Genomic DNA, 18879 nt, shown 5'->3' on the forward strand with positions numbered 1-18879 from the left:
AAACAGCACTACCGCTTAAAGCGGAACGCTGCCAAACATTATCGTCAAAAGAATATGGAGAAAGGCATTAGAAAAATTGAGCAGAATGGTGTTCACGTTGCATATCTTACTTGTCCTCAAATCAAATTGAATAAGTATAAAGATGCAACTATGTTATCGTTGTGGCATATCAAAGGCGACTCAATGGATTTTATTTTGGATATGCCCGAATTGCAAGATATTAGGATGTATGCGTGTAAATTCAATGACTATACAGCATTAAGCAAATTGACACATCTAAGGAAATTATGTATTAATGGTATTGCCACAAAGGAAGAGCAAACTTTTGATTATATAGCCAATCTTTCTTCTTTAGAAGAACTAATCATTGGTTACATACAACCGTTTATCAAATTCCCCAATTTATCGAACTTACATAGTTTATATAAATTATTTATTTTTGAATGTAAAAATTTAGTTGATATAAAAAGCATAGCCAATATTCCCAATTTGCGTGTATTTGATTGGTGTTGTTCTCAATTAAAGCCTACTGAATTGGAATTTGTAATGCAAAAAGACAGTATTCAAAAAGTTGCTGCTCAATTTGGAGGAAAGAGGTTAAATGAAGAATTTAAATCATTATTAATGAAGTACAATTTATGACGATAACAAGCGGATGAATCTCCCTAACGGTCGATTATCTGCCGGACATTAGCTGCAAAACAAAAAATAAGAATAATATGGAAGAAGAAAAAAACATGACTGGTTGGAATGCAATAACAGATACATTCCTAAAATTATATCCAGAGCAAACGGAACCACTACATTTCGCTCCATTGTTTTCATACAGACTTGGAGGAGATCCGTTAGATAATATAAATGTGTATGAAAGTGACGATTTTTTTCATTTTGTATCTTACGGATTGTCTGAACTTTATGAAAAAGAATCCGAAGATAAGGAATATAGCGGTTACGGTTTTGAATTTACTTTGAAACTAAAAAAATCGTCTTTGAACAATGTCCAAAATGAGTTAGAATGTGTTTGTGGCATTTTACAATCCTTGGCAGGAGAAACGTTCTCAAATGGTTCTATATTCCAACCTTTTGAATATATCTATACTGGTCAAACGAATGGAATTGACTCAGAAGGATTGTCTGAATTAACAGGTTTCGTTACCATTCTTGATGAAGCTGGAGAAATTACAACCCCAAATGGAAAACTCCAATTTGTCCAGTTGGTTGGTGTAACTAATAATGAACTTCAACAAATAATGGACAAACGATTAACTGTTCAAGAATTAATAACTCAATTAGGGCATTCCATAACTGATTATAAAAGAGGAAGTATAGTGTAACAAGCAGCTAACAAGCACCTGTGCCACCTAACGGCGGCAAGTTGCATACCATTATCCGCAACTAAAAATCAAAAAGGAATATGAAAGAATTAGAAAACAACTGGATGAAAAAATGGGAATCGGTAAAAGAAAAAACCGTCTGCCCTGTTGACCTCAATACTTATTTTGAGCAAGAAGAAATTGCAGGAAAATCGTTAACGACGATTAATATCGGTTCTTGCGATTTGCCGAGTGGAAATCTTTTGGTACGAGATCCATTGGTATATCTCCCAAACAGAAACGAACGTCCATATTTTCAGAACGCTCCTGCGGGTAAATATGAAACGGAAATTTGTGTAATCAAATCTGACGACGAGGATTGCGACCGTTATGCCGCAGTACGTTTGCGCTTCAATGAAAAGCGGGCTGTTCGATTCTATGAAGCATTAGTTGGGAATGAAAACCTTGAAACATTGGAAGAGGGTGATTACTTTGGATTTTGTGTAGATGCTGGTTTAGGATGTGTATGTGATGAAATTATCCACCGTATTTATTGCGACTGGGATGAACAATGGCGCAAAGATAATCCCGATGATAATCCTTATGATGGATATTTTGCTGCATTATTCAAAGAAAACTATTATCTCCATCCAGAATATCAACGTGCAGGCGGAGACTGGTTAAATTGGCAAGTGCCGGGGACGGAGTATCATATTCCCATTTTTCAATCAGGGTTCGGAGATGGTACGTATCCGGTTTATTGGGGCATAGACGAAGGCGGCGAAATATGTCAGTTGGTAATTCAGTTTATTGATATAGAATTAGCCTATGGCAATGATGAAGAGAATTAATGTGCGGATAACAAATAAATAAGCAACCCTAACAGTTGCTATTTACAACCCATTAATCGCTGAGAAAAAATATGAATAATTGGATTGCAACAGAAGGAAGCCCATTTGTCATTGTTGAGCAACAATATGCCCATCAATGGAACGGTCAAGAAGACTACAATGCTATATGTAGCGTAACAGATTACTTGGGGAAAATCTATATAGACAATCATGTCCTATTGGTAATGGGAGATGAACCGATGGCTACACGCATAGTAAATAAAGATGGAGCAATCTTAATAATTCGTTGGAAGTATGCTCCCGATTATCTAACGGTGGAAAAACTTCTGGAGAATGATATAGTAACTGGAGCAGAACCGATAGAAGAAGTTGAAGTAAAATGGGATTCTACTGAATTAGTCCTATTTGATTCTTTGTCTCCCTATTGTGAAGCATCGGTTAAAGTGTTTTTATCACTACAAAAAACATCTTGTATAATAAAAACTTATCATTACCAAAAAGACGAAGTATCTTTAATAATACATTCAATCCAATAAAGACGATTAACATGCGGCTAAACCTCCCCAGAAAAAGGTCGGTTAGCCACCAAACATTATCAGTAAAAAGAATATGAAACATTTGAAGAAGAATTGCATCTATTTTATTGTGATTTTTACTATCGCTGTGGCGTGTGGCTTTGCGGGACTTGTAATCAAGGAAGTGAACAAAGGTACATTTTATGATCTGCCTACAGAAGAAGCTCTTAGCTTTTGTGTGCAGCTAGGACTGACAGCATTTACATCTCTGATTCCATACAGTTTGAGCGTTGCAACCTTCCTGGTCTTTTGGGCTATGGATAGAGAAAAGTGGACCGGTTTTTTCCGGACATTGGCAATCGGTCTGATTCTTGTCCTTCCTTTGTCGGCAATGACTTATTATTATGACTGGTTTGTGCGTCCACAGATGATGGTCATATCCGTCGGAAAAATAGTTGATATGAACCACAGCTATCCCCGGTCACTGGCGGACAAGTACGGTATAAGCATAGAACAGATATTGAACAAAAAGCCGATGTCTATGTCTAAAACAAAGCTGATAGCCCAGATTGATTCTCTTGAAACATCTTTTCAGGCTGATATTGACACATGCGGTCTGTTGCTCTCAATACTTCCGGATACCTTAGCATCAAAAGCCTATGACAGCTACCGATTGAGAGAAATCGGAGTTGTGTATCAAGATGCCGTTCATCCTGTTGCCAACGAAGACAGTCTGAGGTTGGTAGCACATACAGAATTGTACCAGCACGCAATCGGTGCATGGGAAACTTCAAACGAACTGCGACGTCATAGACTGGAATATTTTGGCAGGACTCTCAATACCGGGTATATATACATCGCTTATATCTTGTTTGCCTTCTTAGGTTATCTGCTCCGCTTCAAACCGATAAAGAAAATATTGGCTGTCTTTGCAATACTGATTGTAGCCGCCTGGATTTATCATGAAATAAATTCTATTGTTCAGGAATATGCAAAGAAACTAAATACGGAATCCCATCAAATTGTGGACGACACCTATAAAGAGATAGATGCGATAAGGGAAAGCAAACAGAGAGAAATGAAGACAGACACACAATTAGAATAATTGTTTTAACTACAATAAACTAAGAACCATTAGATTAAATAATGAAAAAGATATAATACTGATAACAACGCAGGATAACGGTAAGCCATTCCCTGCTGAACATTCAAAGCTTGAAGGAAAAGATTGAACAAAAAAAATAATGCCATGAAAAAAATCAATATTGGAGATTGGGTTACACAATATAGAACGGGTTATTGGAAAGTGAAAGAGTTGCATCCGAAGTACTCACCATTCGATTGTGACAGGTTGCACAAAGGCGAACCAATTGGTGTTGAAGCTGTGCTACAGAAAGCTTTCAACAATACATTCAAATTTAACATGGAAATGTCCACATGTGATTTGTCGCTGTGCCAACATGTAACCAAAGCTGTTATGAGAAAGATTGAAAAGTATTTCAAGGAACATCCTGATGATGAAATAAAATTTGAGACATCACAACTCCCTGTCCCGCCAAACGTTACTGCCATCCACTTGAATATAGATGATGCCCAACGCGATCACATTTCATCGCTATTAAACATTGAGTTACCTAATCTAACATATCCAAAGGTAAAAGAAATCTTGTCCGATAACGGTTTGACAGAGGTTTTGTGCGGAGCAGAAAACACGTTGCTCTTTCTCTACGGATATTCATGGGAACAGAATGAAAATTTTGACATGATTTATTCCAAATACGATTTTAAGAGAAAGTAAAACTCAATGGCAAAATAGCGAAAGCAATTTCTTAATTTACTTATTAAAGTAGTTATAAGACTGGAAGAACATGAGAATGTATTACGTAATCGGGGTTCTTATTACACTATTTCTTGCAAGCTGCGGAGAACCGCCTATGCCGCCAAGCGATGAGGAAATGATACGCCACTTTGCCACGCACGAGGCGGCGTTCCGTAAGGTGTACGAAATCATGTCAGAGAGTTCAGAAGGTAGTTTTCACTACCCGCCACTTTCTCCTGACGGGATCATTATACTTGATTCAATAGAGCAAAGTGATACATCCTATGAATCAAATGACGAACAAGACATCCCGGTATATGGGCTGTTAAAGCCAGACCGAATCCTACTCGACTCCCTGTTATCAGAGATTGGATGCGGTTTTATCCTTGTTGATCGCAGGGAATGGGAAACGGCAGATTCGGTATATGTGAGCCTTTTTATGCCGTACTACTCCCACAGTATCGTAGATGCAGGAACGTCCAAGAGTTTCGTTTACGATCCCGGATTGAGAAGCCGTCGGAATATCCGTATCACCGAACATGGCGACCTAAACGAGATCTACCGCAGGACGTACAACGACACCACGCTTTACAAGCCCATCAAGGAAGGTTGGTACATCGAGTTAGACCATTTACGATAACCTGAAATGATGAACAAAACAATATGAAATCAAGATTGGTATTAAGGATATTGTGGGGACTATGCTGTCTGCTATTGCTGTGGATGGTTGTCAGTGATTCTATACAATTCTCAAAGCATCCGGAACTTTACCCGATAGGTTGTGAAGGATTAGGTTGGAGCTATGAATCTTCCGAAAACTATATCTTTACAAGCCGGGTGGCGATTGGTTGGAGTGCCATCGGCTTTGTCGCATCTGCCTGCTATCGTTTCAAGTATAGCGGAAAAATACTGTTGGTACATTTTGTACTGACACTACTTCGATGTTGTTGGAATTGTATAGTCATTTATGGATAGGGGTTTGCTTTATTGTCCCTAACTAACGATTAAACGCCGGGAAACTTTCGGGCGAGACAGCTCCACCGACCTTAGGGAGAACGTCCAAACAAGCATCCCCAAAAAATGCTTTTGAGCATACCATAGAAAAAAGGAAGACCGAATGTTCTGAAGTTTCTTCCTTATGATATATATTTGTAATTGAGCGAAATGAAAAGATTGCCATAAACAGCGATTGGCTGCCGAACATTATGTTTAGAATGAAGAAACAGGAATGTTCGGGGGATTTTTTTTCTTTTGGGCGTTCCCGTGGGACGGTCGGGCTTTACGTTTCAAGTCCTCGCCTAAAGGCTGTGGGCTTTACTCTGCAATCCCTAACGCATGGCTGAAAAGTCCTCTTGCCGGTGTTCTTCTTCATACAGCCTCATGCGTTCTTGTAATGCTTCTTTTAAATTGTCGCTTTTTTTCAGTCCGAGTTTGGCACGTATGTTCGCTCGTTGGCTGGTTATGTTTCCGCTACTCCGATGTAATAATTCGCATATTTGGCTGACGGTCTTGTCTTGCAGTATTAAACGGCAGATGTTTAATTCGGACGGGGATAAATTGGGATATATTCTCCTGATTGTATCAAGTTTACTTTTTTCCTTTTTCTGGTATGCGGCAAGGGCTGTAAAAAGATTTTCTTTGGATTGTTCCCCTATTATGTTTAACAGGGAGCTTGTCTTTTCTTCCGGGTTATTCTCGCTTAACAACTCGGCGAACGCGAATAGTTCTTCCTTTTTCATTTGGAGACGTTTCAAAAGCATTTCCTCTTCCTCTTTTAGCAAGTTGCTACTTTTTAGCAAGCTGCTGATATTACTGTGTAAGGATCTTCCTAATAAGGGGATCATGGTGTATATGATGATGATCAAAGGCAGATAACTGTATAGGAACGGTTCGTCGGTGATAAGTGTGCAGATTGTATAGGAAGCTATGGTAAGGGAGGACAATAGGATGGAGATATTACTCATATAGGCACAGATGGAAAGCATGGTAAATAAGAGAGAGATAGTAATGTTACTCATTATCAATGCTCTTTGATAACTATATTCATATCCGCTACATATTGAGCAATAAATTATTTCGATAAAAATCTCGATATGTATGGCTATCAGTATAATGGAAAAGGTCGTGGTCAGATTTACTCTCTTTTTAAAATAAGCGAGAGTGCACATAATGATAAACAGGAATAATACGCTGTTAATATAATAAAACTGTTCATTGGGAAATGGAACTGAATATATGTATATGGGTGCGCATAAGACCAGCATGAGCAGGGATAGATGAAAGACTCGTTTTTGTTGATACGTTATTATCATTTCTCTTTCTTTTTTGTCGTAAGTTTGAGTTTTTATTGAACTTAGAAAAGAGGCGGCTTTTGTGCTGAATATCATGTATTTTATTGTTTTAAGTGTTATTAAGTATGATGTTTCTTGCAAAGATAACTGTTTTTTTGTATGTTTAAGTACTTTTCTTTATGATGTTAAGTATTTTTAGTTGTTGTGTAAGCATGATTGGCTGCTGTGGTAAGTGTTGTAGTTGTTGTGTGGTCGTCTTTTTAAGTATTTATAAGTTTAAAATACTTGTTTTTTGCTTTGGAGGTTGGTTTATAGGTGTGTATTTTGCGGTCGAAATTCAAGGGGTGTAAAAGCCTGGGTTTGGATTGTCATATTAACAAATGATTAAATGACGAAAAGATGTTTTTTTATATTAAATGTGTATTGTTCGTGCTCGTGTTGAGTATAAGCGGAGAAATATCCGCTCAGGAGAAGCGTGATTCGGTAAGGATCTATTTTCATCAAGGAAAGGTAAATATAGATACATGTTTACTTGACAATGGGAACGAGATGGAGCGGTTTGCTAAAATCTGTTCCGCATTGAACGACTCCGTCCGTCTTATCAGGAAAATTCAAATAATAGGAGGAGCTTCCCCGGAAGGAGGGGGGCTGTTGAATGGAAGGCTGTCTGAAAAACGAGCAGAGGTTTTGTGGCGGTATATATCACCTTATATAAAGATTCCGGTATTGGAGTGGGATTTTCATTTTTCGGGAAGCGACTGGAACGGACTTATAACGATGGTGAGAGCGGATGTGAATGTTCCGGAGAGGGAGGATGTCCTTCGTTTGTTGGAGAAGATCGTACGTTTGGAAAACCAGGATAGCCCTTATTGGGGGGGGGAACTGAAAAGACTGAAAGGGGGGAGGCCATACTCATATTTGTATAAATTCCATTTTCCGAAACTTCGTTCGTCGATGGTGAAAATATGCTATGATAGTGATCCGATAAATCCCGTCAGAGATACGGTATATATACATACACGTGATACGTTGTGCATCCGTGATACCGTTACCGTCATAGCTCCGGTAAAGAAACGGCCGTTTTGCATGGCGGTGAAAACAAACTTGCTTTATGACGCTGTTTTGATACCTGACATCGGGGTTGAGTTCTGTTTGGGGAAGAACTGGTCTGTGGCCGGGAATTGGATGTATGCCTGGTGGAAAAGTGATCGGAAGCATAATTATTGGCGTATCTATGGGGGAGATGTGGAGTTGCGCCGCTGGTTCGGTCGGAGAGCGGTGGAAAAACCGTTTTCCGGGCATCATGTCGGATTGTACGGGCAGATCGTCACCTATGATTTCGAATTGGGTGGGAAAGGTTACTTGGGGGATAAATGGAGTTACGGGGGAGGCGTGGCTTACGGCTACTCGTTACCTGTGGGACATCGGTTCAATGTGGATTTCACGTTGGGAATCGGCTACCTTGGAGGATCGTACAAGGAGTACATCCCTTTGGACGATCACTATGTATGGCAGACCACTAAAAAACGCCGCTGGTTCGGCCCGACCAAGGCGGGTATCTCTTTGGTGTGGTTGATCGGCCGTGGCAACTACAACGAGAAGAAAGGAGGCAGGCAGTGATACGGATACGCTTTTGTCTGGTGTTCATATTTTTATGGATAGGACTGACGGCTTGTGAGCATAAGGATTTATGTTACGATCATCCGCACTTTGCCACGGTGCGGGTAATATTCGACTGGACCAAGATTTCCAATCATGACAAGCCTGAAGGCATGAGGGTCGTATTTTATCCGACCGACGATGAAAGCAACACGTGGATATTTGATTTCCCCGGAGGAGAGGATGGGGAAGTGGAGCTCCCCGAGAATGATTACCGGGTAATTTGCTTCAACTACGATACCGACGGGATGGTTTGGAAAGAAAACGGCAGTTACACGCTTTTTACTGCCGATACGCGTGATGTTCGGTCGCCGGATAACCGGACAATGGCTGTCACCCCACCCTGGCTGTGTGGCGACCATATAGACAGAGTTATCCTCAAGGACATTCCGGGAGGAAGCGCGGAGATAGTACGGCTAACTCCCGTAAACATGGTATGTCACTACACGTATGAGGTGAACGGTCTTCGGGGACTGGATAGGGTGGCGGATTTGCGGGCTGCTCTTTCCGGCATGTCCGGCTCGCTTAACATGTCCGGCGACAGTTTGCCCGCCGGTCTTTCGGAGAGCCTGCTCTTTGATGGAATGGTTTCACGGAATCAGATTATAGGCGGATTCTATACGTTTGGACATTCCGCACTTGAAGGAGAGCCCAATGTTTTCCGGCTGTATCTCAAGAACCGTTCCGGCAGCATGTCTGTATTGGAACAGGACGTGAGCGACCAAGTGCATGATGTCCCGGTAGCGGGGCATGTCGGTGATGTGCATCTGGTGTTGAATTTTGATTATGAGGTACCATCCGAGCCGGGAAGTGGCGGTCCGGGATTTGATGTGGACGTTGATGATTGGGATGATGTGAATGTGGATATAGTGTTGTAATCGAGTTTTATTAATTATATTTATTAACAATTTTATTCATTTTATGAAAAAAAGTACAGTAATGCTTTGGGCAATCTTTGGAGCTCTACTCATGGGTTGCTCAGACGAGGAGATTGCGAATGTGGAAACCTCCTCACGGAATGCGATTGGTTTTAACGTGTTAAGTAATGCGGCGGAAACGAGGGCTATCCCTACTACCCCCGACAACTTGAAGAACACCGATTTCGACGTGTTCGCTTTTACGGGGGATGGTACTGCCTTCATGGGAAAGGTAGACACGGAATTTGGACATGACGGAGTGAAGATCGTGTACAAAAATGGTAAGTGGGATTATGACGATGCGAACGACCTTCGTTATTGGCCTACCGAGGCTTTGGACTTTTACGCGTTCAATCCCGGAACGGTTAGTGAAGACATGATAGTGTTTTATAGTTGGGAAGCCACCAAGGATGTCCAAAAGATAAGTTATACCTGCATGGATGAGTATGGAAGCGGTACTACTCATGCAAACTACGACGTGATGTATGCCATGGCCAAAGGCCAGACAAAAGACATGAACAACGGAATAGTGAAATTTAATTTCAAACATATTCTGTCACAGGTCGTATTCAAAGCAAAGACCCAATACGATAACATGCAGGTGGACATCGACGTGATCAAGATTCATAATTTCAAATTTGCCGGCGCCTTCACATTGCCTGCGGCAGCCGATGGAACGGGAAGTTGGAGTTCGTCTGATTTAGCATTTCCACACGCATTTACCGTAGTGAAAAACGCAAACATCACGGTCAATAGCAATACCGAAGCTACCGATATTACCACAAATACTCCTATGCTGAATATACCACAGGAGCTGACTGCTTGGAAAGTTTCCGAAACAGCCACCAAAAGCAAGTTGGAGGCCGATAATGCGAAGCAATGTTATCTGGAGATCGCCTGCAAAATCCGGCAGTCCGGAGCTTATCTGTTGGGTTCAGCAAGCGAATACGAAACAATTTATGTTCCGTTCGGAGATACATGGGAACAGGGCAAGCGTCATATCTACACGTTGATTTTCGGTGGTGGTTATGATGATCAGGGAGAGGCTGTGTTGAATCCGATCCAGTTTGATGCAGAGACAACAGGCTGGGTTGATGCAGATAAAGACGTAAACGTCCAACCTTAATCCAAACGTTTATTAATATCGTACCCGTTGGCAGGTTAAACATACGCAAGATTAACCCTGCCAACGGGTTTTTTATAGGGAATCGCATTTTCAATATACTTTTTGATGTGTAGGGGTGCTTTTTGCGTACCTTTTTCCTGGAGAATTTCTTTTGTGGAGTGTTTGCCCTGTATATTCCCGATACGCTGTTATAGCAGGGAACTGTTTTTATCCAAGTAGTCAGATATAGCCTCTTGCAATACCGATTTTAGCGAATCGCCTTTGCGGATCGCGATCAGCTTTAAGTTCTGGTGATAGGTTTCGTCCATGACAAAATTACAATGCACGGTTTTCGCTTTCTTCGGCTTTTGAGCCTCTTTTTGCCCGGCCGTGGATTGGGTCAGGCTGTCTAATCCCCCGGTCAGCCCGGCCGACATACTGTTTTTTAAATCGTTCTTCTTTGCCATATGGTTACTTTATTTCTGTTAGCAGTTCGTTACATACCTTCTCGTAGTCCTCTGCCCCGGCAGATTTTGGGGCATAGTGAAAAATATCCTGCCCTTGTGTCGGGGCTTCGGCCAGCGTAATGGCGTTGCGTATATGGGTGCTGAACACTTTGCCCTGGAATGTTTCCTGTACCAGTTCCGAAACGCTCTTGTTCAGGTTCTTTCTTCCGTCGTACTGGGTTATCAGGACCCCGGCGATCGAAAGATCCGAGTTCAAACGTTGCTGCACCTTGTGGACGACCTGCATAAGTTTGGCCATTCCACGCATTGCCAGGAATTGAGCCTGAACCGGGATAATCAGCCGATCCGAGGCCGTCAGTGCGTTAAGCGTGAGCAGCGACAGCGAGGGGGGGGGCAGTCGATCAGGATATAATCGAATTTTTCCTTTTGGCCCTTGATAAGGTGGGCTAAGATAAGTTCCCGCCCGGCCTCGTTGATTAACTCCGTTTCAACGGCCGAGAGATCCAGGCAGGAGGGAACGACGCTAAGACCGTCCTTATGCTCGTAGATCGGCAGGTCGTATTCGCCTTTCATCGCACCGTAGATCGTTTGGGGAAGCTCCGCAGAGAAGCCCAGCGATTCGGTCAGGTTGGCCTGCCCGTCAAGGTCGATCAAAAGAACCTTGTACCCTTTTTGACGTAACGCGCCGCCCAGGTTGATCGTGGTTGTAGTCTTTCCTACTCCCCCTTTGTGATTCAATACGGAGATTACTTTTGCTTTGCTCATAAATTCAGTTTTTTAAATGGTTGTCATGTCCGCAAATATAGTTAAAATACTAATATACTAAAATACTAAAAGTAGTATTTCTCGTTTTTTGCGTGTTTTTTGTACCGATCGGGGAAGCGTACCGAAATAAATCCTGTTTCCGTCTTTCGGTACGTTTTGTTTCTGTACCGGAATTAATCAAAGACATATTAAACGAAAGAAATCAAACAACGGTAGATAGCAAACGGCGTAACCTCCCCTAAAGGTCGGTTAGCCACCAAATATTATATTTAGAATGAAGAAACGGGACTATAAGGAGCAAGAACGACAACGGCGCTATTATTTCTTCGACTACCTGTTCTGGTTGGGAGAAATGGCACAGAGGCATTACAAGGGCGAGCCAAGACGCCCCGACGGGGAGTCCATGCTGATGCTTTGCATCATGATATTTATCTATGAGCCGATCTTCCTTACAACCGCTCATTTCCTTTTCGACTCCACGGTATTTGAGTGGTTTACAGTCGCCATGATAGCCGGAATCGTCGCAATTCTCCACTATCTATCGAATGGTCGGATATACCCGTTTTCACGAAGGGAAGCGGTCATGCAGCACTATGAGGGACGCAGGTTCAGCCCCTTCAGATGTTACTTCTTCCTGTTCTCCCTCGGCTTTCTGATGATTGCCGAAATGTACCTGTTGCCAAGCACACTGATGCGGATAGACGGGCGCAAGGCGGAGCCGGTGGAGAACACACGGACGGAAGTTCCGCAAAGGTGGAGGGATTACCTTGCGCTGCATATCACGGTAGGAGCCCGTCAGGAAGTACCCAGCGAAGCCTTGCAATATCTGATTAATCAGGACGGTCGCACATCCCGATACGGGCAACCGGTCTATGTCATGCAGGTAAGGGAGGAAGATATGGGAGGAGAGTTCCGTGTAGGGCTATTGAACCATGCCACCTTTGATGAAATCCAAGACGGCAGCCAGAAGTTTGTCGAATGTACATGGATCAAAGGATATACACCGGACAGCATAAGGGTACTGCTGACCGGATGGTACGAGGTGAGAAACGCCGGGCTTTGTCCGGTGGACTCTCTGGAATGGACGGAGGATATGGAATTTTAAAACCTACAAAAGTATGAAAAGAGCAGAAACAGGAAGACCTCATTTATTTCGCTTGATTGCGATGATACATAAAACCGCATACATCCTTGCCTACGATATGTTGCGAAGGAAAGGGGGGCATGATTGGGTGGAGCGTCGGGCTGGTGGGATAATTGGACTTCCCTATCTCTCATTAATTTTGGTGGCATTACTTACGCTAAAAGACGACCCGAATAACGGTCAGAAAATAGTTACCGGCATATTGATCGGATGGGCGGTTGTCGCAGCATGGTGCATCTCCGGATTTCAGTTCAAACCTTCTAATTGGAGAATGGAAATCCGAGAAGAACTTGATTTGCGTCCTCTATATTGGAAAAAGGCGATAGAGGTGTACTATGCCGTTGTCATTGCAGTGGCGGTAGTGACAGGCATTGTCATGCCCAATGTATAAATCCGAAGTGAAACATTAGTGCGAAATTCGCTACGGTCAGGGCGATGGCGATAAGGACTATTTTGGCGAGCTTCCTGCCGGAGTGTTTCATCTTTCCGTAATATTTACGGAGCGCTTCACGCCGCTCGGCTGTGTAGCGGAGCTGGCAAAATAAGTCGGGAAGAAAGCAAAGAATCATTACTATGGCAAAAGCAATTATCCAACTGAAAAGGCGAAATAGTAGCGGTATTCCAAGCGGTATGGTTATGGCAAACAGCCAGCATAGGAAAAGCAACATTCTCCCATTGAGATTGTTATGCTCTCGCTCGCTCCATTTTTCGGCTACATACCACATATAGTCGATGAAGCAGAACCGGTATTTGCGATTGTCCTTATCCATGCTCTCACCTCCATACAAAGAAATCGACCAATATGAGGATAATCAGAACGCTGACCAGCACTATCTTAATCCGTCGGCGTGTTTCGGGTTTGCAATCATCAAAGAACCATAGCTTTCCATGAAACTGCCACTCACATGCCCATTTCCAACGGAACAGCAACCCTGCAAGCCATAGGGCAAGTAACCCGACACCAAACAGCAACCCGTATTTCGGGTGAGCCTGCAACCACTCGAAAAACGCTTCCGCCTTGTTGTTCATAGCCTCGTATATATCGGTAACTTTCATTGCATAATTATCATTTGTCATACCATAATTCAATATACCAATCGCCCTTAATGTGTCTTGATGCCATACCGCCCGGTGCATCCGGATCATTCCTAACAGGCTCAATCAGGTCGTTCAGTTCCCAATTGACCGCATAGGTTGAGTCCTCCGCGAACCTGTAAGCATACTGCTTGTCCACGCTCGGCCCGACAGACCAACCGGCAGAATAGTAAATGATAGAGATGCTTGGAACAATGGTGTCGGGCAGTTCCTCAATGGGAGGAATTGAGCTAAAATCGCCATGTTCAATCTGCCACAAAGTATGCCGGCTTTTGAAATACAATCTCCTACCACCCACCGATGCAAGCAGGGAATCAAGACGCGTGCATTTTTCATTGCCAAGACTTGCCAAGCACAATGAATCCGTTGCGCTCCCGATTGGATAGAACGGAGGGTAAATGTCGCCATACGGGCAATTCAACAGAATTTCGGTTATTTCATTAAACGCATCTTCATGGGCATAGAAATTACGAATCATATCCTCGTCAGACGGAGGATTGAAACTTCTGTTGCCACACCCTACGGCAATGAAAGCCACTACAGTTGCCGGCAATAATACTTGCAGAAATATGCTCGCCATAGCTGATAATCGTAATCCCGAACACAAAAATAATGTTTTCCGCCCACTTAATCATCACGTTATGCCGAAAAACAATGTGCCGGATGTCCTTTGTCTGCCGCAAAAACAGTATTTTTGCGAAAACGAAAAGCGAAGAAGGGTTTCAGACGGAAATATAAGTTCAGTATAATAGACTACCTGTATTATACGGGTAGCATACGACGTATCCACAACAGGTGGTTTATGCCGTTGGAAGCCCTCTTTTTTTGTGTCTTCGGTGTTTTCCCTTCGCTTCTTATAATGAGATTCCTATATTGGGTAATACCGTCGTGGCTGCCGTCAGCTTTGTCTGTCGGTTGGGTCTGGGCAACAGTAGAGGTGTATTCAAAGATTGAAAAGAAGTACTTTACCAAAGCGAGGGAGCGTGCCTATTACCGCCGGTATCCTGAAAGGAAAGATAAAAACTACTTCTGGTTGCAGTTGCTGTTACCCCTCTGCCTGTATTCGATAGTTTTAGGCATAAGTCTTTGGCTTTTCTTAGTATGTCAATGAGCAGGAAGAAGGATAATAGTTCAGGTTCTGATAATTTTAAGATTTACACAATGGGCAAAATTCCAACGATAATTGCGATAATGTTATTATGCGGTTGCAGTTCCATGAAACACTACGGCGTGTTTCAATGTGACAACGGCAACGATTATGTCAGCGAGGGACTGTACCGTATCGTGGACAAGCGAGGGCGTATCGGGTACGCGGACGAAAGCGGCAGGACGGTCATCAAGCCCCGCTTCGCCTTCGGCTTCCCATTCGAGAACGGCAAGGCTAAAGTAACGGACAAGGGAGAGACGAAAGAAGTGCCGGGTTCGGACGGAGAATACCACTATTGGGAAAGCGACGAATGGTACTACATCGACAAGAAAGGGAATAGAAGTGAAGAAAACAGACAACAATAGTCTTACTTGAGAGACTTGAAAATGCCGCAAGGGAAACCGATTTGGGTTTATGGATGAACGAGACAATACATGCGTCAGATACACAGATATTTATCGTTTCGGAACACGGACGGGAGCTTGAAAGGCTTTCTAAAAACATCCCTGCTGTGCGATGATGCTTCTCAAACGGGACAAGTTTTCTGCTAGGGCAGTCTTCACGGAGAGCAAGTAATTCCTGTGTCCCCCTGCCGTGCCGGAATCCAGCATGATCTCGGAAATGCCGACATCCCATTCCGAAGGAAAAAGCTTGTAGCCGGTATGCACTTGTCTTGCCAGACGGTTGTGAATCACTTGATAGTAGAGCGAGCCTTCCTTCATCTCGACGGAAGAGGTCCGGAACTTGACTTTTATTGTTGCCATGAATATATCTGTTATTTAATTTTTCACCTGAAAACTAATCCCGGGGAAACCATTGCATGAATATTCATCGCCCTTTAACACATCTAAAAGCAAAAAGTTTCTTGGTGCACCGATGCTACAGGAACTTTTCACATATAAAAAACGCATGTTCTATCACCGTATCCGTATATATTCCGAATACTTGATTTCTACATACGGGTTGTCACTGGAAATGGACTGATGGATAGCCTTTACACGCTTCCAGAACCACCATCCCTTGTATTCTACCCAAACCGCCTGATTGAGGGTTACCGGAACTTTGATGTCGCCTTTGAGCCGTTTGTTCTCGATCAACCCGGTAAGTTGGATATACGGTGTAACCATCACCACCTTCTGCCGCAGCAACGGAACGGTATCACGGATAATGAGCGTGTCGCGGATGGCGGCATCTATCGGGGCTTTCACTTCGACTTCATGCCGTGCAGCCGCTTCGAGGTTCTTGATTTTCACGCCTAGCCTTTCGATGGTCTCGGCATCCTTGACACGGAACTCTTTATACTCATCTATGGTCAGCCGCAGTGCCTTGGCATCGAGGGCCATCGTCGCTGAATCGATCTGCATCCGCTTCACATCGGAAAGCAGTGCGGTGCTGTTCATGCGGAATCGGTCGCGTTCTTCCGTGAGGCGTATTGTCCGTCGGTGCTGCAACCAGAGGATGCCGCCAAGCAGCAGCACGGCAACCAGAAGTATTCTGCTTAATCTACTCATATGATACTGATTCTTCGGGGATGAACCATAGAAATTCATCCATATAGATTTCTTCCAACAATACAAGACCACCCCGGTTCTTTTTTCGGTTCTGCGAGAGGTCTTCAACGACCAGTCCACGGCGGCCGACCAGTTCGTCCAACCTCATTTCGGAGAGTCCAGGCGAAGCGATGATGGTGATGTATGCATTCTTTTTCATAACTGGTCTTTCCACGATGTTTTTACTTGTGCGTTCCCTGACATTTGAGAAGTTCACGGATATCGGCACGGATTTCGTGCAGGTCATTTTGTACCGTGTTGAGCTGCATCATGGTTGCCTCGAACACGGACTTGTCCAGCTTCATGGCGTTGATGCGGTCATACTGGTTCTTGATTTCCACTTCCAAACCGATACATTTGGTCTCCAGTTCTGCAATCTGGGCCGTGTTGTTGACATGCTGTATGTACAGTGTCAGCGAGAATGAGAGTACCACGACGATAATCTTGAAGTACTTCATTACAAATTCCTTGAGTTGTTCCATATCTTATTCCATTAAAAGTGAGAATGCATCCCTGATAGCCCTCAGCAGAGCCTCGGCTGCCGTACTATCCCGGAACCCATAGATGACAAGCGCGATCATCATTGCCAGATAGACCCACCAGGCGATTTCTTCCTTAGTGATTTTACGTTTCCGCTTCGCCATCTTTTACAGGATTTTGGGGTACGATTACATTGAAGATAACATTGCCGTCACTGCCCTCGATACACAGGCGGTTCTCCTCCTTGTGCTTGATGGGGAAAATATCCATCAGCGCCTTGGCGGCATTGACCGATACAGCCCTGAGCGGTGCCGGAGAGAGCGGCACACCGAAACGGTCGGTATAATCCGAAGCGGCCGTCTCGTCCATGATGGCTTTGAGTGTCTCGGTCACCTGCAGTTTTACGGCCATCGTCTCCATCTCGAACCGTTCCGAGGAGAGCAATGCCTTGATATGTGCCAGCACATGCGGTTTGTTCATCAGGTAATTGGCCGAAGCATACGGGTTCTTCACCGTATCCTCACCGAATACCTCCACAAAGCATTTTTTCGGCCGTCCGGCATATTCCAGCCCGCCGTTCACATAGAGGTTGCAGAATTGCAGCTCCTGTTCCGTGAGCGGTTTCTCTTCCGGCCTATCCTGCGTGTTCGTTATCTTGTCTGACATCGGTTCTTCCTTCCTTTTCTGAAAGAGTAGCGGGTTTGTATCCCGGAGGTTTTACAAAATCCGCCTTTTCATTGAGCAACTGCTCCATTAATGCGTCATAGAATACCTGGGCCAACGCATCGGCACACGCCTCCGCATCCGCCAGCGAGTTGATGAGCCGCAGGTTGAACTTGATTTCCAGGTCGTAGCCCGATATGAACGCCATCAGTTCGTTCCCGTCATAACCCAGCGCCCCGTAGGTCATCCGGTCCGCCGTACGGAATGTAATGGTCTCTGGAATCTGTTCCCGGTCAATGCCTTGGGCTTCCTTATTCGTGTCCATACTCATATCTTGAAATATTTACGGGTTTTCTCTTTCTTCTGCGTGGCGATTGCCGCCCCTTCCGTCTGGCGCAGACGGGAGGTATAGACCCCCAGGATGTCAAGCGTGGCCGTCACATCCGCAGCCGCATCGTGGGCATCGTCCAGTTCCACCCCCAATTTTGAGGCTACCAGTTCCAGTTTATACGAAGTAACCTCCGGATCAGCGGCAAAAGCCAACCGTCCCATGGCAAGCGTGTCGATGTAGTGCGGCTGGAAGTTGCCGTAATAGTCCTTGGTTCCGGAAAAGGTCTTTTCAAACTCGGCGGCCAGTCCGGCATAGTTCATCAGCTGTTGCAGGAATCCGATGTCGAAAGCGATGTTCTGTCCGACCAGCACGGGCTTGCACTGATAGCCCTTCGAGAGGGTGCTGCGTTTGGCGAAGGCGATGACTTCTCCGGCGACTTTCTTCATGTCCACACCCTGTGTGCGCAGCATCTCCATGGTAATGGCGGAATAGTCCAATGCCGTCTGTTCGTACTTCATCGGGACATATTCCGGTTCTTTCGCCTGTTCATGGCGGGTACGCAACACCTTGCGTCGGGGAAGCCCCGCGTCCTGTTTCCCGTAGGGGGTGATATACGCCTGATAGCGGTCGAATACCTGCCATGTGTCGAAACGGACGGCTTGCAGGGCGATCTGTGTACAGGCGCATTCACGGCAGTCCAGCCCTCCGGTCTCGAAGTCCAGCCCGATGCCTACATATATCTTCTGTTCTGTCTTGGGTGCCATATC

At 44.2% G+C, this 18879-nt stretch carries 26 protein-coding genes and 2 pseudogenes; 14 read left to right on the forward strand and 14 right to left on the reverse strand.

Annotated elements, in window-relative coordinates; translation table 11 throughout:
- Window positions 1–54 precede the first annotated feature (54 nt).
- The 8 genes from DXD68_RS09750 to DXD68_RS09785 all read left to right on the forward strand — a co-directional run bounded on the left by DXD68_RS09750 (window position 55) and on the right by DXD68_RS09785 (window position 5473).
- Window positions 55–642: a hypothetical protein gene (locus DXD68_RS09750; protein ID WP_009132151.1), complete on the forward strand. Its 588-nt coding sequence runs from the start codon at window positions 55–57 to the stop codon at window positions 640–642.
- A 77-nt stretch (window positions 643–719) separates the two neighbouring features.
- Window positions 720–1334 (forward strand): suppressor of fused domain protein, encoded by a 615-nt coding sequence (locus DXD68_RS09755; RefSeq protein ID WP_122361469.1) that lies wholly within the window; start codon window positions 720–722, stop codon window positions 1332–1334.
- Window positions 1335–1414: 80 nt separating this feature from the next.
- Window positions 1415–2164, forward strand: coding sequence for a DUF4241 domain-containing protein (locus DXD68_RS09760; protein WP_004327342.1), 750 nt, complete (start codon window positions 1415–1417; stop codon window positions 2162–2164).
- A 71-nt stretch (window positions 2165–2235) separates the two neighbouring features.
- Window positions 2236–2700: an Imm21 family immunity protein gene (locus DXD68_RS09765; protein WP_009316589.1), complete on the forward strand. Its 465-nt coding sequence runs from the start codon at window positions 2236–2238 to the stop codon at window positions 2698–2700.
- Window positions 2701–2773: 73 nt separating this feature from the next.
- Entirely contained in the window at window positions 2774–3784 is a 1011-nt protein-coding gene (locus tag DXD68_RS09770; RefSeq protein WP_009316587.1) for a hypothetical protein, read from the forward strand.
- 144 nt (window positions 3785–3928) lie between these two features.
- The gene (locus DXD68_RS09775) at window positions 3929–4477 is read left to right on the forward strand and encodes a hypothetical protein (RefSeq protein ID WP_009316586.1); all 549 of its coding nucleotides are present in this window, start codon (window positions 3929–3931) and stop codon (window positions 4475–4477) included.
- Window positions 4478–4547: 70 nt separating this feature from the next.
- On the forward strand, window positions 4548–5138 hold the full coding sequence (locus tag DXD68_RS09780; protein WP_009316585.1) for a DUF4948 family protein: 591 nt from the start codon (window positions 4548–4550) through the stop codon (window positions 5136–5138).
- A 23-nt stretch (window positions 5139–5161) separates the two neighbouring features.
- The gene (locus tag DXD68_RS09785; RefSeq protein ID WP_081032677.1) at window positions 5162–5473 is read left to right on the forward strand and encodes a hypothetical protein; all 312 of its coding nucleotides are present in this window, start codon (window positions 5162–5164) and stop codon (window positions 5471–5473) included.
- A gap of 353 nt (window positions 5474–5826) precedes the next feature.
- Here the strand turns inward: DXD68_RS09785 and DXD68_RS09795 are convergent, their stop codons facing one another.
- Window positions 5827–6885, reverse strand: coding sequence for a LuxR C-terminal-related transcriptional regulator (locus tag DXD68_RS09795; protein WP_018665648.1), 1059 nt, complete (start codon window positions 6883–6885; stop codon window positions 5827–5829).
- Between the two features lie 303 nt (window positions 6886–7188).
- On the opposite strand from DXD68_RS09795, the gene DXD68_RS09800 reads away from it, so the two are divergent.
- From DXD68_RS09800 to DXD68_RS09810, 3 genes are read left to right on the forward strand one after another with little or no spacing between them, the layout of a single operon-like run.
- Window positions 7189–8409, forward strand: coding sequence for a DUF3575 domain-containing protein (locus tag DXD68_RS09800; RefSeq protein ID WP_122361470.1), 1221 nt, complete (start codon window positions 7189–7191; stop codon window positions 8407–8409).
- The gene (locus DXD68_RS09805) at window positions 8406–9326 is read left to right on the forward strand and encodes a DUF5119 domain-containing protein (protein ID WP_118399414.1); all 921 of its coding nucleotides are present in this window, start codon (window positions 8406–8408) and stop codon (window positions 9324–9326) included. Before DXD68_RS09800 ends, DXD68_RS09805 begins: the two co-directional genes overlap by 4 nt.
- A gap of 43 nt (window positions 9327–9369) precedes the next feature.
- Window positions 9370–10491, forward strand: a complete 1122-nt coding sequence (locus DXD68_RS09810) for a fimbrillin family protein (protein ID WP_122361471.1) — start codon at window positions 9370–9372, stop codon at window positions 10489–10491.
- Window positions 10492–10679: 188 nt separating this feature from the next.
- On the opposite strand, the gene DXD68_RS09815 is transcribed toward DXD68_RS09810, so the two are convergent.
- A complete protein-coding gene (locus DXD68_RS09815; protein ID WP_004328504.1) occupies window positions 10680–10937 on the reverse strand; it encodes a hypothetical protein in 258 nt (85 codons plus the stop codon).
- Window positions 10938–10941: 4 nt separating this feature from the next.
- Window positions 10942–11702 (reverse strand): annotated as a pseudogene (locus DXD68_RS09820) (ParA family protein).
- Window positions 11703–11976: 274 nt separating this feature from the next.
- On the opposite strand from DXD68_RS09820, the gene DXD68_RS09825 reads away from it, so the two are divergent.
- Window positions 11977–12807 (forward strand): hypothetical protein, encoded by an 831-nt coding sequence (locus DXD68_RS09825; RefSeq protein WP_118158616.1) that lies wholly within the window; start codon window positions 11977–11979, stop codon window positions 12805–12807.
- Between the two features lie 13 nt (window positions 12808–12820).
- Window positions 12821–13237, forward strand: coding sequence for a hypothetical protein (locus tag DXD68_RS09830; protein ID WP_118158617.1), 417 nt, complete (start codon window positions 12821–12823; stop codon window positions 13235–13237).
- On the opposite strand, the gene DXD68_RS09835 is transcribed toward DXD68_RS09830, so the two are convergent.
- The 3 genes from DXD68_RS09835 to DXD68_RS09845 are packed head-to-tail and all read right to left on the reverse strand — an operon-like array spanning window position 13221 to window position 14521.
- The gene (locus DXD68_RS09835) at window positions 13221–13616 is read right to left on the reverse strand and encodes a hypothetical protein (protein ID WP_118158618.1); all 396 of its coding nucleotides are present in this window, start codon (window positions 13614–13616) and stop codon (window positions 13221–13223) included. The genes DXD68_RS09830 and DXD68_RS09835 overlap by 17 nt on opposite strands.
- Before the next feature lie 4 nt (window positions 13617–13620).
- Window positions 13621–13902, reverse strand: a complete 282-nt coding sequence (locus DXD68_RS09840; RefSeq protein ID WP_118158629.1) for an Imm17 family immunity protein — start codon at window positions 13900–13902, stop codon at window positions 13621–13623.
- Window positions 13903–13912: 10 nt separating this feature from the next.
- The gene (locus DXD68_RS09845) at window positions 13913–14521 is read right to left on the reverse strand and encodes a DUF4948 family protein (protein ID WP_118158619.1); all 609 of its coding nucleotides are present in this window, start codon (window positions 14519–14521) and stop codon (window positions 13913–13915) included.
- A gap of 635 nt (window positions 14522–15156) precedes the next feature.
- Here DXD68_RS09845 and DXD68_RS09855 point away from each other — a divergent pair.
- A complete protein-coding gene (locus tag DXD68_RS09855; protein ID WP_233577085.1) occupies window positions 15157–15453 on the forward strand; it encodes a WG repeat-containing protein in 297 nt (98 codons plus the stop codon).
- 144 nt (window positions 15454–15597) lie between these two features.
- On the opposite strand, the pseudogene DXD68_RS09860 reads toward DXD68_RS09855, so the two are convergent.
- From DXD68_RS09860 to DXD68_RS09890, 8 genes and pseudogenes are all read right to left on the reverse strand, one after another.
- Window positions 15598–15852, reverse strand: a pseudogene (locus DXD68_RS09860) (site-specific integrase); the annotation flags it as partial.
- A 153-nt stretch (window positions 15853–16005) separates the two neighbouring features.
- A complete protein-coding gene (locus DXD68_RS09865; RefSeq protein WP_118158620.1) occupies window positions 16006–16599 on the reverse strand; it encodes a DUF6549 family protein in 594 nt (197 codons plus the stop codon).
- Entirely contained in the window at window positions 16592–16798 is a 207-nt protein-coding gene (locus DXD68_RS09870) for a hypothetical protein (protein ID WP_118158621.1), read from the reverse strand. Before DXD68_RS09870 ends, DXD68_RS09865 begins: the two co-directional genes overlap by 8 nt.
- Window positions 16799–16820: 22 nt before the next feature.
- A complete protein-coding gene (locus tag DXD68_RS09875) occupies window positions 16821–17120 on the reverse strand; it encodes a hypothetical protein (protein WP_004322861.1) in 300 nt (99 codons plus the stop codon).
- A 3-nt stretch (window positions 17121–17123) separates the two neighbouring features.
- Window positions 17124–17282 carry a hypothetical protein gene (locus DXD68_RS24275; protein WP_004322860.1) on the reverse strand — a complete coding sequence of 53 codons (159 nt, stop codon included), beginning with the start codon at window positions 17280–17282 and terminating at the stop codon, window positions 17124–17126.
- A complete protein-coding gene (locus DXD68_RS09880) occupies window positions 17263–17784 on the reverse strand; it encodes a hypothetical protein (protein ID WP_118158622.1) in 522 nt (173 codons plus the stop codon). Before DXD68_RS09880 ends, DXD68_RS24275 begins: the two co-directional genes overlap by 20 nt.
- A complete protein-coding gene (locus DXD68_RS09885) occupies window positions 17753–18112 on the reverse strand; it encodes a hypothetical protein (protein ID WP_009316565.1) in 360 nt (119 codons plus the stop codon). Before DXD68_RS09885 ends, DXD68_RS09880 begins: the two co-directional genes overlap by 32 nt.
- Window positions 18109–18876 carry a PolC-type DNA polymerase III gene (locus DXD68_RS09890; protein WP_117600109.1) on the reverse strand — a complete coding sequence of 256 codons (768 nt, stop codon included), beginning with the start codon at window positions 18874–18876 and terminating at the stop codon, window positions 18109–18111. Before DXD68_RS09890 ends, DXD68_RS09885 begins: the two co-directional genes overlap by 4 nt.
- Between the last annotated feature and the right edge of the window lie 3 nt (window positions 18877–18879).

It is taken from the genome of Parabacteroides sp. TM07-1AC, assembly GCF_003480915.1.
GTDB classification, from domain to species: Bacteria; Bacteroidota; Bacteroidia; order Bacteroidales; family Tannerellaceae; genus Parabacteroides; species Parabacteroides chongii.

What these genes read in the sequence shown, in the direction of transcription:
- DXD68_RS09750 (WP_009132151.1), top strand. Translation starts at nt 55, where the DNA reads ATGGAGAAAGGCATTAGAAAAATTGAGCAGAATGGTGTTCACGTTGCA.
- DXD68_RS09755 (WP_122361469.1), top strand. Translation starts at nt 720, where the DNA reads ATGGAAGAAGAAAAAAACATGACTGGTTGGAATGCAATAACAGATACA.
- DXD68_RS09760 (WP_004327342.1), top strand. Translation starts at nt 1,415, where the DNA reads ATGAAAGAATTAGAAAACAACTGGATGAAAAAATGGGAATCGGTAAAA.
- DXD68_RS09765 (WP_009316589.1), top strand. Translation starts at nt 2,236, where the DNA reads ATGAATAATTGGATTGCAACAGAAGGAAGCCCATTTGTCATTGTTGAG.
- DXD68_RS09770 (WP_009316587.1), top strand. Translation starts at nt 2,774, where the DNA reads ATGAAACATTTGAAGAAGAATTGCATCTATTTTATTGTGATTTTTACT.
- DXD68_RS09775 (WP_009316586.1), top strand. Translation starts at nt 3,929, where the DNA reads ATGAAAAAAATCAATATTGGAGATTGGGTTACACAATATAGAACGGGT.
- DXD68_RS09780 (WP_009316585.1), top strand. Translation starts at nt 4,548, where the DNA reads ATGAGAATGTATTACGTAATCGGGGTTCTTATTACACTATTTCTTGCA.
- DXD68_RS09785 (WP_081032677.1), top strand. Translation starts at nt 5,162, where the DNA reads ATGAAATCAAGATTGGTATTAAGGATATTGTGGGGACTATGCTGTCTG.
- DXD68_RS09795 (WP_018665648.1), bottom strand. Translation starts at nt 6,885, where the DNA reads ATGATATTCAGCACAAAAGCCGCCTCTTTTCTAAGTTCAATAAAAACT.
- DXD68_RS09800 (WP_122361470.1), top strand. Translation starts at nt 7,189, where the DNA reads ATGTTTTTTTATATTAAATGTGTATTGTTCGTGCTCGTGTTGAGTATA.
- DXD68_RS09810 (WP_122361471.1), top strand. Translation starts at nt 9,370, where the DNA reads ATGAAAAAAAGTACAGTAATGCTTTGGGCAATCTTTGGAGCTCTACTC.
- DXD68_RS09815 (WP_004328504.1), bottom strand. Translation starts at nt 10,937, where the DNA reads ATGGCAAAGAAGAACGATTTAAAAAACAGTATGTCGGCCGGGCTGACC.
- DXD68_RS09825 (WP_118158616.1), top strand. Translation starts at nt 11,977, where the DNA reads ATGAAGAAACGGGACTATAAGGAGCAAGAACGACAACGGCGCTATTAT.
- DXD68_RS09830 (WP_118158617.1), top strand. Translation starts at nt 12,821, where the DNA reads ATGAAAAGAGCAGAAACAGGAAGACCTCATTTATTTCGCTTGATTGCG.
- DXD68_RS09835 (WP_118158618.1), bottom strand. Translation starts at nt 13,616, where the DNA reads ATGGATAAGGACAATCGCAAATACCGGTTCTGCTTCATCGACTATATG.
- DXD68_RS09840 (WP_118158629.1), bottom strand. Translation starts at nt 13,902, where the DNA reads ATGAAAGTTACCGATATATACGAGGCTATGAACAACAAGGCGGAAGCG.
- DXD68_RS09845 (WP_118158619.1), bottom strand. Translation starts at nt 14,521, where the DNA reads ATGGCGAGCATATTTCTGCAAGTATTATTGCCGGCAACTGTAGTGGCT.
- DXD68_RS09855 (WP_233577085.1), top strand. Translation starts at nt 15,157, where the DNA reads ATGAAACACTACGGCGTGTTTCAATGTGACAACGGCAACGATTATGTC.
- DXD68_RS09865 (WP_118158620.1), bottom strand. Translation starts at nt 16,599, where the DNA reads ATGAGTAGATTAAGCAGAATACTTCTGGTTGCCGTGCTGCTGCTTGGC.
- DXD68_RS09870 (WP_118158621.1), bottom strand. Translation starts at nt 16,798, where the DNA reads ATGAAAAAGAATGCATACATCACCATCATCGCTTCGCCTGGACTCTCC.
- DXD68_RS09875 (WP_004322861.1), bottom strand. Translation starts at nt 17,120, where the DNA reads ATGGAACAACTCAAGGAATTTGTAATGAAGTACTTCAAGATTATCGTC.
- DXD68_RS24275 (WP_004322860.1), bottom strand. Translation starts at nt 17,282, where the DNA reads ATGGCGAAGCGGAAACGTAAAATCACTAAGGAAGAAATCGCCTGGTGG.
- DXD68_RS09880 (WP_118158622.1), bottom strand. Translation starts at nt 17,784, where the DNA reads ATGTCAGACAAGATAACGAACACGCAGGATAGGCCGGAAGAGAAACCG.
- DXD68_RS09885 (WP_009316565.1), bottom strand. Translation starts at nt 18,112, where the DNA reads ATGAGTATGGACACGAATAAGGAAGCCCAAGGCATTGACCGGGAACAG.
- DXD68_RS09890 (WP_117600109.1), bottom strand. Translation starts at nt 18,876, where the DNA reads ATGGCACCCAAGACAGAACAGAAGATATATGTAGGCATCGGGCTGGAC.